The organism is Mycobacterium triplex, from assembly GCF_000689255.1.
Lineage (GTDB): Bacteria > Actinomycetota > Actinomycetes > Mycobacteriales > Mycobacteriaceae > Mycobacterium > Mycobacterium triplex.
The window spans coordinates 3,132,403-3,145,954 of record NZ_HG964446.1; the positions used below are offsets into that span (position 1 = coordinate 3,132,403).

Annotated in this window: 15 protein-coding genes; 13 read left to right on the forward strand and 2 right to left on the reverse strand. The window is 66.0% G+C overall.

All coding sequences use genetic code 11. The features are described from left to right. Positions 1-171 precede the first annotated feature (171 nt). Positions 172-1,248 (forward strand): cytochrome P450, encoded by a 1,077-nt coding sequence (locus tag BN973_RS14515; RefSeq protein ID WP_139830031.1) that lies wholly within the window; start codon positions 172-174, stop codon positions 1,246-1,248. 25 nt (positions 1,249-1,273) lie between these two features. Here BN973_RS14515 and BN973_RS14520 read toward each other — a convergent pair whose 3' ends face one another. Continuing rightward, positions 1,274-1,642 (reverse strand): DUF732 domain-containing protein, encoded by a 369-nt coding sequence (locus BN973_RS14520; protein ID WP_051641265.1) that lies wholly within the window; start codon positions 1,640-1,642, stop codon positions 1,274-1,276. Between the two features lie 260 nt (positions 1,643-1,902). Here BN973_RS14520 and BN973_RS30520 point away from each other — a divergent pair, with 260 nt between their 5' ends. From BN973_RS30520 to BN973_RS31060, 6 genes are all read left to right on the forward strand, one after another. Continuing rightward, entirely contained in the window at positions 1,903-2,187 is a 285-nt protein-coding gene (locus BN973_RS30520) for a hypothetical protein (protein ID WP_084163404.1), read from the forward strand. 59 nt (positions 2,188-2,246) lie between these two features. Then, positions 2,247-3,707 (forward strand): biotin carboxylase, encoded by a 1,461-nt coding sequence (locus BN973_RS14525; RefSeq protein ID WP_036468948.1) that lies wholly within the window; start codon positions 2,247-2,249, stop codon positions 3,705-3,707. Further along, entirely contained in the window at positions 3,704-4,882 is a 1,179-nt protein-coding gene (locus tag BN973_RS14530; protein ID WP_036468949.1) for a serine hydrolase domain-containing protein, read from the forward strand. Before BN973_RS14525 ends, BN973_RS14530 begins: the two co-directional genes overlap by 4 nt. Positions 4,883-5,256: 374 nt before the next feature. Further along, on the forward strand, positions 5,257-5,472 hold the full coding sequence (locus BN973_RS31705) for a hypothetical protein (protein ID WP_232232086.1): 216 nt from the start codon (positions 5,257-5,259) through the stop codon (positions 5,470-5,472). Positions 5,473-5,576: 104 nt separating this feature from the next. Next, complete coding sequence (locus tag BN973_RS14540; protein WP_232232087.1) at positions 5,577-5,999, forward strand: hypothetical protein; 423 nt, start codon at positions 5,577-5,579, stop codon at positions 5,997-5,999. Between the two features lie 79 nt (positions 6,000-6,078). Then, positions 6,079-6,387 (forward strand): SpoIIE family protein phosphatase, encoded by a 309-nt coding sequence (locus tag BN973_RS31060; protein WP_139830033.1) that lies wholly within the window; start codon positions 6,079-6,081, stop codon positions 6,385-6,387. On the opposite strand, the gene BN973_RS14545 is transcribed toward BN973_RS31060, so the two are convergent. Further along, complete coding sequence (locus BN973_RS14545; protein ID WP_036468952.1) at positions 6,332-6,994, reverse strand: biliverdin-producing heme oxygenase; 663 nt, start codon at positions 6,992-6,994, stop codon at positions 6,332-6,334. The genes BN973_RS31060 and BN973_RS14545 overlap by 56 nt on opposite strands. A gap of 173 nt (positions 6,995-7,167) precedes the next feature. Between BN973_RS14545 and BN973_RS14550 the strand changes: the two genes are divergently transcribed. The 6 genes from BN973_RS14550 (at position 7,168) to BN973_RS14575 (ending at position 13,471) form a co-directional block, all read left to right on the forward strand. Further along, positions 7,168-8,808, forward strand: a complete 1,641-nt coding sequence (locus BN973_RS14550) for a GMC family oxidoreductase (protein WP_084163405.1) — start codon at positions 7,168-7,170, stop codon at positions 8,806-8,808. 106 nt (positions 8,809-8,914) lie between these two features. Then, positions 8,915-11,464 (forward strand): SpoIIE family protein phosphatase, encoded by a 2,550-nt coding sequence (locus BN973_RS14555; RefSeq protein WP_036468953.1) that lies wholly within the window; start codon positions 8,915-8,917, stop codon positions 11,462-11,464. Beyond that, a complete protein-coding gene (locus BN973_RS14560; protein ID WP_036468954.1) occupies positions 11,464-11,790 on the forward strand; it encodes an STAS domain-containing protein in 327 nt (108 codons plus the stop codon). Before BN973_RS14555 ends, BN973_RS14560 begins: the two co-directional genes overlap by 1 nt. An 89-nt stretch (positions 11,791-11,879) precedes the next feature. Beyond that, entirely contained in the window at positions 11,880-12,176 is a 297-nt protein-coding gene (locus BN973_RS14565) for a hypothetical protein (RefSeq protein WP_036468955.1), read from the forward strand. Between the two features lie 105 nt (positions 12,177-12,281). Then, the gene (locus tag BN973_RS14570; RefSeq protein ID WP_036468956.1) at positions 12,282-13,022 is read left to right on the forward strand and encodes an SDR family NAD(P)-dependent oxidoreductase; all 741 of its coding nucleotides are present in this window, start codon (positions 12,282-12,284) and stop codon (positions 13,020-13,022) included. 227 nt (positions 13,023-13,249) lie between these two features. Beyond that, a complete protein-coding gene (locus tag BN973_RS14575) occupies positions 13,250-13,471 on the forward strand; it encodes a hypothetical protein (protein WP_036468957.1) in 222 nt (73 codons plus the stop codon). The last annotated feature ends 81 nt before the right edge of the window (positions 13,472-13,552 follow it).

A 13,552-nucleotide genomic window follows, 5' to 3' on the forward strand; every position in this document is an offset into this window, starting at 1 on the left:
TTGCGAGATCCTCTAGAAATCCTTGGCGGCACCCACCCGAGAGATCGACGAGACGGGCGCGCGCGGCGTGCCGTGCGGCCGATCCTGCGGATAGAGTGGCGGAAAGTTGCAGGTGGTGCGGTTGGTGCGGGTTTCGCGGCGGCCGCCGATCGGGAAAGTCGGTGGTGCGCGGTGACCGGGTCCGGGGGCGCGACCGCGCGGGAAGTCATGCGGTCCGACGAGGATGCAGCCGCGGCTTTTCGGGAGTGGCACGCGGCCGCCGAGCGAGCCGGTCAACGAGCGCTGCCCGGGCCCAACGGCGTGTACACGCTGTGGCACCGCGACGATGTGCTCGCCGGGCTCCGTGACGGCGAACTTTTCGCCAGCCGTCAGGGCGAAATGATGCCCGGCAACCCGCATTTCGGCCCGTACCACGCTCTCTTGGTCGAGCTGTTCAACCCGGGCAGCTCGCGGGAAATGTTGAAGTCCATCCGGGGGCTCATCCAAGAAGGCGTCGGCGCCGTAGCGAAACTGGATCGCTGCGATGGTGCACGTGTTGCCGACATTCTCTGTTTCACCGCATCCGGGCCGGTGTGCGGCCTGCCGCCCTACGTTCCGATCGATGCGGTCAACGCTGAGCTGGTCGGGATGATCCGCCGGGCCCCGCTTGGCGGACCGGACGTGATCAGCCGTCTCGCCGACGAACCGCTGACCAACGAAGAGGTCATGGGACTGATGGGGTCGGTGGTCCGCGGCTTCGTGTTTGCGTCGTACCCCATCAAGGCCGGACTGGCGCTGTTGGCGCGCAGGCCGATGCTTCAGCAGGAGCTACGCGAAAATCCAGGCCTGCTAGGTGATTTCATCGAAGAGCTGCTGCGGTTGGATGGCGGGGCAAAGACCGCTTCACGGCGCACCACTCGCGATGTGACGGTCGGCGGGACTACGCTCCCGGCCGGGTCCCCGGTCGAGTTGTGCGTCGGCATGGTTCACCGCGACGAGGCCGACGCCATGTCGGGCCACCACATGAAACTGGATGGTCCGCATCGGCATTGGAGCTTCGGGGGAGGACCACATCGGTGTCCGGCGTCGCACCTGGCCCGGGAGCTGCTGTTCGCCTTCTTCGAGGTGTGGATTGCCGAGGTCCCGTTCTTCTGGTTCGACTGGAAAGGCGGCGATGTCCCCAAGGCGTGGCAACCCAAGCCCTTCGGCCCGTTGTCGGGCTCGGTGTTCGACGGGTGGGTTCCGACCTGCGTACCGCTGAGGTGGTGAATCATGTTGGTGCGCAACGCAAACGCTACGGAATCAGGCCTTGATGGCTTGGGCAGTACACGGTCACCGATGCGGTGATGAACTTGACCGCCGTGCGAGTAACGCGATCGGGAACCAGGCGCAACTGCGGACTGCCCGAATATGTCGTGTTCGTCTCTTCGTCGACGACGGACTGGAACGAGGCGCCGCGGTCGAGTTCGCCGCAGATTTCGTGGGCGCGGTAGACCAGCCCCGGCACATTGTCGATGACGGGGATCTGTAATTGGGCCAGCAACGCCACAAACTGGTCCTCCTGCGCGTCGGCCCTGGCGGCACCGGCGCACATCACGGCGGTGGCGAGCAGCGCCGAGGCGCCAACCAGAGCGCCTGCAAGCCCGGTGAGGTGGGTGCGCACGGCAAGATTCTCGCTTCGTCGGTGTCACCGGCTCGGCGCCTAATTTGATCGACACCAAGCGGTAACAATGGAGGCAACCAGCGCCTGCAATGATGGAAATCGTAACTGGCCGGAATCGTGACTCACCACTCGACTTTCGCGCGAACCCGCAGACTAGGGGGCGCACGCGACGGGTACCTGCGTGGTGTGCGGCGATCATCGCTTTGCTTGGCAGCTCGAGCGTCGTCGCTGCCGCAGCGGTAGCCAGCGAGGGCGGCCCGATGCTCGCCGCGTTGATCGGCCCGACCCCGTTGGGCGACATCACACCCGATCCGCCGCCGGACATCCCGGCGCCGACGGTCAAGCCGCTCGAGCCCCCTGTTGCGTCACCCCCACCCCGCGCGCAACGGCCGGTGACCCCGCCGCCGCAACAGCAGGGGCCCGCACCGCAACCGCAGGGGCCCGGACCGCAACCGCAGGAACCCGCGCCACAACCGCCGCCCCCACCGGCGCCTTCGCCCCCGCCGCCGCGGCCACCGGGCGGCCATGTTCAGCTTTCGCCCTGAGATTGACGACGAAGCAGGAAATCCTGCGCACAGCCCTGGGCAGGGGCACACTTGTGGGCATGCCGCCAGAGCCACGTCGCATGCTGAACGGAATCTCGGACGTGCGCGCGTTCTTCCACACGAACAAGGTGCCGCTGTACTTCATCTCGCCGACCCCGTTCAACCTGCTGGGCGTCGACCGCTGGATACGAAACTTCTTCTATCTGACCTACTTTGACTCTTTCGAGGGCACCCACTCGCGCGTGTTCGTGCCGCGGCGGCGCGACCGCCGTGATTTCGACTCGATGGACGAGGTGTGCAGCCACCTGTTGTCCGATCCCGAGACGCTCGAGTTCATCGCGGGCAAAGGCCCCGGCGGCAAGTGCTGCTTTGTGATGATGAACGAGGAAATCCAGGCCCTCGCCCGTTCGGCGGGTCTGGAGGTGATGCATCCGCCGATCGAGTTGCGCAATCGTCTGGGCTCGAAGATCGTCATGACGCGCCTGGCCGACGAGGCGGGGGTGCCCAGTGTGCCCAATACGATCGGGCGGGCCGGCTGCTACGACGAATTGCTGGCGCTCGCACAAGGCGCCGGCTTGGGAGATGACCTCGTCATCTCGATCGCGTATGGCAACGCCGGCAGCGGGACGTTCTTCGTGCGCGGTCAGCGCGACTGGGACCAGCACGCCGGTGATCTGGTCGGCCAAGACCTCAAAGTGATGAAGCGGATCCGCAATGTCGAGGTGTGCCTCGAGGGTGCCGTCACCCGCCACGGCACCGTGGTCGGCCCGGCGATGACGAGCCTCGTCGGTTATTCCGAGCTGACGCCGAGCCGGGGCAGCTGGTGCGGCAACGACATCTGGCACGAGGTGCTGCCGCCCGCCCAGACGCACGCCGCGCGGGAAATGGTGACAAAGCTGGGCGACGTCATGCGCCGCGAGGGGTACCTCGGCTACTTCGAGGTGGACCTGCTGCACGACCTCGACTCCGACGAGCTTTACCTCGGTGAGGTCAATCCGCGCCTGTCCGGCGCCAGCCCGATGACGAACTTGACCACCGAGGCCTACGCCGACATGCCGCTGTTTCTCTTTCACCTGCTCGAGTACATGGACGTGGACTACGAGCTCGACATCGATGAGATCAACTCGCGCTGGGAGCAGGGCTACGGCGAAGACGAGGTCTGGGGCCAGGTGATACTCACCGAAACCTCGCCGGACATCGAGATTTTCACCGCGACGCCGCGCACCGGGGTATGGCGCATCGACGACGACGGCCGGGTCTCCTTCTCCCGGACCGCCAACGACTGGGCGACGCTGCTCGACGGCTCCGAGGCCTTCTACATGCGTGTCGCGGCGCCCGGCGACCTGCGTTCCGAAGGCGCCCAACTCGGCGTGCTCGTCACCCGTTCACACCTGCAGACGGACGACTATAAGCTCAGCGAGCGCTGCCAACGTTGGGTCAAGGGGATGAAGGCGAAGTTCACCTCGACGCCCCTGACGCCCGCCGCGCCGATCGTCTCGCGGCTCGTCGCACGAGCGTGAGCAGCCCGGCCGGTATCTCGCTGGACAACTGGCTGTCGCCGCCGTATGCACATTGGTCGTTCCAGCACATCGAAGACTTCGTGCCGACCGCGGTGATCTCGCGCGGGAACGGACCGGTCGCGGCGCTGCCCACAGCCCGCGCCCCGATCGCCGGCATCGGGCTGACCAGCACAGAGGGGATCGCCACCACCGTCGGCGCGGTGATGGCCGGCACCGCTACCGACGGGTGGGCCGTCGCCCACCGCGGCTCGCTGGTGGCCGAGGAGTACCTCGACGGCATGGGTCCTCAGACCCGGCACCTGCTGTTCTCGGTGAGCAAGTCGCTGGTGGGCGCCGTGGTGGGCGCGCTGCACGAGGGAGGTGCGATCGAGCTTGATGCGCCGGTGACGAAATATGTTCCGGCCCTGGGGAATTGTGGCTATGCCGGTGCGACGGTGCGCCACCTGCTGGACATGCGCTCGGGTATTGCGTTCTCGGACAACTACCTTCACCCGACCGCGGAGATCCACGTCCTCGACCAGGCGATGGGATGGGCACCCACGAGCAGCCCGGACGTCCCCGCCACCCTGCGTGACTTTCTGCTGACCCTGCAGCAGAAGTCGGCGCACGGCGGCCCCTTCGAATACCGCTCGTGTGAAACCGACGTGCTCGGCTGGATCTGCGAGGTGGCCGGTGGTCGACGGATGCCCGAGCTGATGTCGGAACTGTTGTGGAGCCGCATCGGTGCCCAATGTGACGCCACCATCGCCGTCGACACGGCCGGCACCGGATTTTTCGACGGCGGGATCAACGCCTGCCTGGGCGACATGATCCGGTTCGGATCGCTGTACCTACATGACGGTGTTTCGCTGACCGGACAACACGTGGTCCCGGCCGCCTGGATCGCCGACACGCTCGACGGCGGTCCGGACTCCCGCGAGGCATTTGCCGCCAGCCCCGACGACACCCAGATGCCCGGCGGCATGTACCGCAACCAGGTGTGGTTTCCCTACCCGGGCAACAACGTCGTGTTGTGCCAAGGCATGTGCGGCCAGATGATCTACGTCAACCGGACGGCCGAGCTGGTCGCGGCCAAGTTATCCACCCAGCCGGACGCGGGGGATCCGCAAATGCTGTGGGACACGCTGCACGCGTTCGACGCGGTGGCACACGAACTGGGCGGAATCCACAATTAGCGCAACCGAATAGCACTTCCAATCATTGATTCGGCTGGTAGACCGTCGGCGGTCCGTAACCCGGACCGGTAAGGCAGCTGGGGCCGTTTTGCCGCGTGCAATCCAATACCTGACCCGGCGGTGGCGGTGACGTCGTCGTCGTTCCGGTCTTCTTGAAAGTGAAATCGAGGCTGGCCGCCCCGCCGGCACTGGGACATGAACCGTAAGTGGGGACGGTGGTTAGCGGATAGTTTGGCCACGACTCATCGGTGGGGACCACAGCTTGCCACCGTCCGTGGGCGACATTCCCGCAACCGGTGTCGTACTCGCCCAACGGCTTTGGTCCTATCGCCACATACATGCCGCGGACGTCTTTTTGGGCGGAGCCCGACACGGTGAGTTTCCCGTTCTTGAGCGGGCTGAAGGTGAGCCCGCTATCCGGCACTTTCGCCAAACTGGTGGTCGTTGGCGCCGACGCCGCGGTCGTCACTGGTGGCGGCGCGTGGTGGCTGAGCAGATTGGGGACCGCGGTGATGATCGCCGCACCGACCCCGAAGACTCCCGTTATCTTGGCCACCAACACCGCGTCGCTCACGCCGGTGCGGTTGTGATTTCCAATACCTAGCATCGCCCCACCTCCAGTTGCAGAGCTTCTTGACTGCGAAAGGATTGTCACGCCAGCTCCCGCGGGCGAGCACGAGTAGTTCACTACTCCATGTCCTCGACGATCTGGTGGGCGCTCGGCGACATGAACGTGGAGTGTCCCGGGTGTGACGGTTCGGCGTTACGCCCCGCGATTCGGCGCGCCCGCGCGTCCGGTGCAGGCTATGAATCTACGGTGAGCAACCACCAGGTGAACCTGACCCAGCAGGAAAGCTCGTTGATCGGTGAGAGTCATCCCGAGGCTCTCAAGCGCATGGACGAGAAGTCGCTGAAGGAATTGCAGAGCCGCCTTCGGCAAGCGCGGGAAAAGAATTTCAGCCTGTTGCGTCGTCAGGGTGCGGCGCGGGTGGAGGGCGCAGGTGCCCGCGGCTCCGTCCAGCCGGCCAACGAAAAGCGCGGTGAAAAGGTGGAGATCTTCGACGAGGCGCTGGCCCGGGTGACCGCGCGCCTTGCTGCCATCGGTGACGCGGAGTAGCCGCGGGCGCTGGCACGGGGAAGACCGGCAGCGGCGTAGGCGTTGAACAGCGGGTACGCGAAGCAATTTCTGTGTGCACATGCTGCCCGGCGCGTTCGCCACGGTCATCGCCGTGCGGGTCGACCTCGGCTCGGGGCTGGTGGAGGCGGCGTGTGCCGGCCATCTGATCCCGTACCTGACGAATCCGACGGCCCTTTCCGCGCCGGTGGAGCTTTCGCCGCCGATCGGCATCCGTGGCGTGACGTACACCCCGAGCGAGCGATGGACTCGGGCAATGTCGACGACGACTTCACGATCATCGCGCTCTGGCGGCCCTGACCCTGTCGCGCGGGCTACTGCCGATATGCCGGGAGGTTGCCCGAGAGCTCGTCGAACACGGCCTGATTGAGGCCGAACGCGACTTTGACCTCGTCAACTGCGCGGCGAACCGCGTCGGGGCCCAGACCCAACGCATCGAGACGAGCCCGATAGCGGTCTTTGAAAGGCTTGGCGCGTAGCGGGAATCGGTACATCGCCAGCCCGGCGCCGCCGAGCGAAAACGTGCGGTTGAGGACCTTGCCGATGGCTTGCCCACCGGAGAGGTCGCCGAGATAGCGGGTGTAGTGGTGGGCGACCAGCGCGCCGCCCCACGAGGCCGCCGCGATGCGTTCACGGTAAGCGTCCGCGGCGGGTGACTGTATCTCGTTGCCGCCGTGAGGGTTCCAATGCTTGAGGTCGGCTTCGATGGCAGGTAGCCGCTCCAGCAGCGGGTCGTACACCGCGGCCACCATGGGATCGTCGCGACGAGACCGAACGGCGTTCTCCAGAGCGGCATAGATGACACGCAGCCGAAGTAGGTAGTCGGCATACCCGCGATTGTTGACCCGTCCCGCGAGCAACTCCGTCACGAACGGTGACTGCTCTGCGCGGGCGTGTTCTTCGGCCGAGCCTTCCTTCATGGCGACGGAGAGCGGCCGGCTGGTCTGAGCCGGCTTCTCGGCGTCTTGGGAAGTCATCGCCTCGGATGCTACCGAGGCGGCTACCCGGGTGGGAGGCTGATCCTCCTAGCACGGAGTGAATTGATCATGGCGACGGGCAGCTATCCGGTTAGCGAAACTTTCTGTCCAGCTAACGCGTTATGCCGGTCCGATTGTCGCGTGGCACGGCACCGGGGCGGTAGCCATGACATATGAGTTCACCGTCCTTCGAGACAGGCTTTTCCGCAGCGGAATTCGCCGAGCGAGTCCGGCGTAACCAGCAAGCCCTTGGCGCGGAGATCAAGGCGCAATACGACTTCATCGTATGCGGGTCCGGCTCTTCGGGATCAGTGGTGGCACGTCGTCTGGCCGAAAATCCGGAGGTGAGCGTGCTGGTGCTCGAAGCCGGTGGCTCCGACGAGGCGCCCGAAACGACAAGGCCGGACATGTGGCTGGCCAACCTGGGCAGCGAGCGCGACTGGAACTTCACCGCAGAACCCAGCTGCCACCTCAACGGGCGAGCGATCCCGTACTCGATGGGCAAGGTCCTGGGCGGGGGATCGAGCATCAACGTCATGGTGTGGGCGCGCGGACACAAGAACGACTGGGACTATTTCGCCTCCGAAGCCAAAGACCAGCGGTGGAACTACGAGTCGGTGCTCGCGATCTACCGGGCCATCGAGGACTGGCATGGCGCCCCAGATCCCGAACATCGCGGCACCGGGGGAGCCGTGCATGTCGAATCCGCAATGGACCCAAGCCCACTCGCGAAGGCCGGCCTTGCGGCCGCCGATCTGCTCGGTATCCCGACCTTCGACAACCAAAACGGCAGTTTGATGGAAGGCGACGGCGGCGCATCGATCGTAGATCTGCGCATCCGCGGCGGGACCCGTCAATCAGTCTTTCGCTCTTACCTTTTCCCGCTGATGGATCGGCCCAATGTGACCGTCCGCAGCGGCGCGCTGGTGACGCGAGTGACCTTCGATACCCACGCCGGCACGCCGACCGCCACCGGCGTGGAATTCGTCCACAACGGCACCCTGCACCGCGTCGGGGCGGGATCCGAAGTGGTGCTGTCGTTGGGGGCGATCCACACGCCCAAGGTGCTGATGCAATCGGGCATCGGCGACGGGACCGAACTGCGGCGACATCGGATTAACGTCGTGCAGCATCTGCAGGGAGTCGGGCGAAACCTGCAGGACCACCCCGGGTTTGCGTGCGTGTGGGAATCTCGAGAACGGCTGCCGTGGCGCAACAGCGGCGGTGAGGTGACCGTGTTCGCCAAAAGCGATCCGGGCTTGGACACCCCCGACCTTCAGGCCTACCAACTTGAGTTTCCCTACTCGAGCCGGGAGCATGCCGCGAAATATGGTCTGCCGGAGTCAGGTTGGGCGATGTTCGGCGCCGTGGTGCGCCCCAAGAGCCGTGGACGTATTTGCCTGACGGGACCCGATCCGCTCGACCCGCTGCAGATCCAGGCCAACCTGATGTCCCACCCCGACGACATGAAATCCGCAATAGCCTGCATGCGGCTGTGTCGCGAGATCGGAAATTCTGCTCCGCTGCGCCGTTTCAGTAGGCGAGAAGTGATGCCGGGCAATATCAATGCCGTTGCGCTCGAGTCGTTTATCCGCAACGAGGTCACCACGTACCACCACCAAACGGGCACCGCCAAGATGGGGACCGACAGTATGTCGGTGGTCGACAGTGCGTTGAAAGTCTACGGGGTACAAAATCTTCGGGTCGCCGACGGATCGATCATGCCGCGTGTCACCACCGGCAACACGATGGCCCCGTGCGTCATCATCGGCGAGCGTGCCGGCCAGATTCTGCGCGACCACCACAGCCTCTGAAGCAGATCCCGGCCGCCGAATCGGTCAGCCGCCGCGCTGGGAGACAATGACGCTTCCGGTACCCAAACGGCAAGAGGCCCGACCGTGACCCATTAGCTTGGTGTCTATGGGTGAACCCGATTCCGCGGGGCACGAGCCGATGAGCCGGGTGCGCGAGCAACTTGACGAGCTGCTGGCCGCTCGCGATCAGATGGCACAGCTGGTACGGGTCATCGTCGAGATCGGTTCCGACCTGGACCTGGATGTGACGCTGCATCGAATTGTCAGTGCGGCGATGGAATTGACCGGCGCCCGGTATGGGGCGCTGGGTATTCGTGGCTCAGACGGCGCCTTGGCATCGTTCGTGAACGGGGGAGTCGACAACGCCACCGCGCGGCAGCTCGGCGATCTGCCGGTGGGGGACGGAATCCGAGTCGACGATTTGACCGCCCACCCGGAAGCCGTCGCGATCTCCGCGGACGGCCCGCCCATCCGGGCGTTGCTCGCGATACCGATCACGGTTCGGGCGGCCGACTTCGGCAGCCTTTACCTCGCCGACGATCGGCCCGGGCGAGTGTTCACCGACGGCCACGAGGGTGCGGTGCGCGCGTTGGCCACGGCGGCGGCTGCCGCCATCGACAATGCGCGGCTCTTCGAGCGGGAACGTGAGTCGGCGCGGTGGACGAAGGCCAGTCGCGAGATCACCACCGCGCTGTTGTCCGGTGACCCACAGACGGGACCGCTGCAGCTCATCGTGAATCGGGCACTGGAGTTGGCCGGAGCGGAGCAGGCCATTTTGCTGGTGCCCCGCGAGCCCGATCGGCCGCACGGCAAGGCCGACACGCTGGTCGTGGCGGCGACCGCGGGCCGGTACGCCTCGCAGGTGATCGGTCGACAAGTTCCGATGGACGGCTCCACCACGGGCGGTGTGGCGCGACGCGGCCTGCCGCTGATCACCGACTCCTTCCAATATCCGATCGAGGGCTTCACCGACGTGGGTGAACGCACCGCCATTGTCATCCCGCTGATCGCCGACGAGGCGGTGCTCGGCGTGATCGCCGTTGCACGCGATCCGCAGCTGCCGGCCTTCGACGTCAATTACCTGGACTTGGTCAGTGATTTCGCGGGGCAAGCCGCAATCGCCTTGGCGCTGACGGCAGGCCGCGAACACGCGCTCAACCAGCAACTCGCCCAGGCCGACAGCGTGGATGAGGCCGTGCTGGCCGCCGCCGAGGAACTGCGTCGACTCTGGCGGGCCCGCCGCGTCGTGGCCGTCACGTTCCCCACTGAGCGTTCCGCCGTCGAAACCACCTCCGGCACACCGGAACTGGTCTCGGTCGGCGAGTCCGCGCGGTGGGCCGACCTTTCACCCGAGACCCGAGAACTGCTCGAGTCGCTACGCGACGGCGACCTGCTCACCCCCAACACGATCAGGCCGGGAACGGCGGCCATCGCCCTGCAGCATCCCGAGGGCGTGCTCGTCGTTTGGATCGATCTGTCCGAACAACGGCCCTTCACCCTCGAGGACCAAACCCTGCTCACCGTGTTGGCGGGCCGGCTCGGCCAGGGCCTGCAACGGGTGCATCAGGTCGACCAGCAGCGGGAGACGGCATTAGCCCTGCAACACGCCATCCTCGGCCCGTCTGACCTGCCGCATGGTTTCGCGGTGCGCTATCAGGCGGCCGCCCGTCCGCTGCAAGTTGGCGGTGACTGGTACGACGTCGCCGACCTGGATGACGGGCGCATCGCGTTGCTGGTCGGCGACTGTGTCGGTCACGGCCTTGCCGCCGCCACCGTGATGGGGCAGGTGCGCAGCGCCTGCCGGGCATTATTGTTCGACAATCCCAGCCCGGCGGCCGCCCTCAAGGGGCTGGACCGCTTCGCCGCACGGTTGCCCGGGGCCCTGTGCACCACCGCGGTCTGCGCCGTGCTCAACCCCGACACCGGCGAGCTGGTTTATTCCAGTGCCGGACACCCGCCGCCCATCGTCGTCCACGCCGACGGCACGATCGAGCTGCTCGAGGATGGCCACACCATTGTCTTAGGAGTGCGCCCCCATCGCGATCGCCCCGAAGCCCGCGTCACCATCCCGGCGCGCTCGACTCTGCTGCTCTACACCGATGGTTTGGTCGAACGCCGACGCAGGCCATTGGATGAGGGCATAGCCCGGGCCGCGGCCCTCGTTGCGGACGGGGTTGGTTCGTCGCTGGAGGACTTGGCGGACCAGGTGATGTCCCGCCTCGCGCCAACCGGCGGCTATCAGGACGACGTCGCGCTTTTGCTGTACCGCCATCCCGCTCCGCTGGAGCTGGAGTTTCCCGCCGACGCCAGCCACCTCGGCCCGGCCCGCACGGCTCTGCGTAACTGGTTGACCAGAGCGCGAGTGGATCCGGAGCAGAGCATGAGCCTGCTCATTGCCGCCGGCGAGGCGGTCGCCAACGCCATCGAGCACGGTCACCCCCACCGGCGTGGGGGCACGATCGTTCTGGACGCGACCGCACTCGTCGACGAGGTGCAGTTGACCATCACCGACACCGGCTCCTGGAAACCTCCGCAACCGGAGGCCAATCCACATCGTGGTCGCGGCATCGCCCTGATGCGAGGCCTCATGCACGACGTCACGATCAATCCTGACATCGGCGGAACAACAGTCCAGCTATCGGTAAGGATCACCTGATGGCCACGTCGCTCACCGTCGAGACCGTGCGCTCCGGTGATGGCAAACTCGCGCTGATCGCAACGGGTGAAATCGACCTGAGCAACATCGACGTATTCGACCAGGCCCTCGCCACGGCCACGGCCGAGGTTGCGGGCAGCGGCGCGGCGCTCATCGTCGACCTCAGCCAGGTGGAATATCTCGACAGCGCCGCCATCAACGCCCTCTTCGCGCGTGCCGACCAAATACACGTCATTGCCCACCCGCTGCTGATGCGCAGCCTCACCGTCAGCGGTCTGGCCGAACTGGCCACCGTCGAAGCCGCGCCGCCCGCAGCGCAAGATTGACGCACGCCGCAACCCATGGCTCCCGGTTGTTGACCGAGGTGTAGCTCGCGCGTGACCTCTGCGCGACGGCGGCAATGGACGCTCGTCACATGACAGTTCTGGTGCTGGTCTGCGCGCTCGCGACGGCGACTTGTGTCGGTTATTACGTCGGCCGGCGCGCGGGCTCGACGCCGTCGCCCTGGAGAATGCGCACCAGTCGCGTCGCGATAGGCCGGCTCGCGATGAGCTTCGTCACGGTATTGGCGGTGCGACGGATCCGGCGAACCGTCCTGGCGCGCCGCCTGACCCGCGCTACGATTTGCGCGTCCGGCCTGAGATCCGTTGAGCCGCTTGATTTCCTGCGTAGCGGCATTGCCGCCGTCTTGAGACGCACCAGCCTGGTGTGACGTCGGCCGCGGCCCCTGGTGGATGTGCTGGCGTGAGAGTTGATTTGCTAGTCGCACGCCCCGCGCAGCGCGGCGCGTGTGCGATCGCGGTTTGAGAGGACTGGTATGACAGCACTGCAAGACAAGGTCGCGTTGGTGACCGGTGCCTCGTCGGGCCTGGGCGCTGAAACCGCCAAGCTGTTTTCCCGCCAGGGCGCAACGGTTTTCGGCATTGCCCGGGACACCGCGCGCCTGGCCGAGGTGTTCGGCGACGTAGAGCATGGTTCCTACGCATCGGTGGACGTCGGCTCGCCGCAGGCCTGCAAAGACGCGGTCGAGCAGTGCGTCCGGCAGTTCGGCGGCATCGACGTGCTGGTCAACATCGCCGGGAAGCACCAGATGCGCCGAACCGAGTCGATGACCGACGATGACTGGACACAAGATCTGGCCGTGAACCTGAACGGTCCGTTCTACCTGTGCCGCGCCGCCCTGCCGCAGCTGCTGCAGCGCGGCGGAAATATCGTCAACGTCGCCTCGATCGCCGGTGTCGAGGGGCAGGCCTACTCGGCCGGGTACTGCGCTGCCAAGCATGGGCTCATCGGGCTGACCCGGGCGTTGGCGGTGGAGTACACCGCGGATCGGCTGCGCGTCAACGCGGTGTGTCCCGGCGGCATGCTCACCCCGCAGATCGAACAGTTCACCGCGCCAGAGGATCCCAACTACGACCTGATCCTGCGGTCAGCCTCACCGCGAGGCATGATGCAGCCGCTGGACGTCGCGAATATGGTCGCGTTCCTGGCCAGCGACGCCGCGGCGGCCATCCATGGCGCCGTATATCGGGTCGACAACGGTAAAGGCGCGGGCTAACAAACCCAATCCGGCTGGCGGCCAAGGAAAGTTCACCGCCCGTCGCCCAATGTCACGCCGCCGCGCGAACCCTATCGCTTTGGGGGCGGCTGCCGGGGCCCGATTTAGACGCCGTCAATCGCGATGCTGCAGCCAAATCCGCAACCACGCGCGCGGCCGCTGCGGGAAGAAATAAATTGTCGGCCTTTGTACAGATACTGGATAGGTCTGCCGGGTAGCGTGCCCGCATGGCTTTCACAGTGACCTGGGCAGATGGCACCGAAATCACGTACGGGGACGAACTTCATTTCGACACCGACGGCGCGGTGCTCAAGATCGGTCCTTCCACGGGCAAGTGGACGTGGTACTTCTCGTCCCACCAGTGGGCACGCATCGAGCATGACGATCCGAACACCTCGCTGCGGCCCGAATTTCCTCCGGTGGTCGCCCACGCTCACCCGTCGGCCTGAGAGCCGGACCGCCCCGCGCCAGGGGCGCATACGCCGAGCCGGAGCGATCGGTGTGAACTGAACCGGCTGGTAGGGTCCGCC

Bases quoted from the DNA above. Each gene is read 5' to 3' on its own strand.
- BN973_RS30520 (WP_084163404.1), top strand. From the start codon at position 1,903: ATGCTCGCCGCGTTGATCGGCCCGACCCCGTTGGGCGACATCACACCC.
- BN973_RS14525 (WP_036468948.1), top strand. From the start codon at position 2,247: ATGCCGCCAGAGCCACGTCGCATGCTGAACGGAATCTCGGACGTGCGC.
- BN973_RS14540 (WP_232232087.1), top strand. From the start codon at position 5,577: ATGTCCTCGACGATCTGGTGGGCGCTCGGCGACATGAACGTGGAGTGT.
- BN973_RS31060 (WP_139830033.1), top strand. From the start codon at position 6,079: ATGCTGCCCGGCGCGTTCGCCACGGTCATCGCCGTGCGGGTCGACCTC.
- BN973_RS14545 (WP_036468952.1), bottom strand. From the start codon at position 6,994: ATGACTTCCCAAGACGCCGAGAAGCCGGCTCAGACCAGCCGGCCGCTC.
- BN973_RS14550 (WP_084163405.1), top strand. From the start codon at position 7,168: ATGAGTTCACCGTCCTTCGAGACAGGCTTTTCCGCAGCGGAATTCGCC.
- BN973_RS14555 (WP_036468953.1), top strand. From the start codon at position 8,915: ATGGGTGAACCCGATTCCGCGGGGCACGAGCCGATGAGCCGGGTGCGC.
- BN973_RS14560 (WP_036468954.1), top strand. From the start codon at position 11,464: ATGGCCACGTCGCTCACCGTCGAGACCGTGCGCTCCGGTGATGGCAAA.
- BN973_RS14565 (WP_036468955.1), top strand. From the start codon at position 11,880: ATGACAGTTCTGGTGCTGGTCTGCGCGCTCGCGACGGCGACTTGTGTC.
- BN973_RS14570 (WP_036468956.1), top strand. From the start codon at position 12,282: ATGACAGCACTGCAAGACAAGGTCGCGTTGGTGACCGGTGCCTCGTCG.
- BN973_RS14575 (WP_036468957.1), top strand. From the start codon at position 13,250: ATGGCTTTCACAGTGACCTGGGCAGATGGCACCGAAATCACGTACGGG.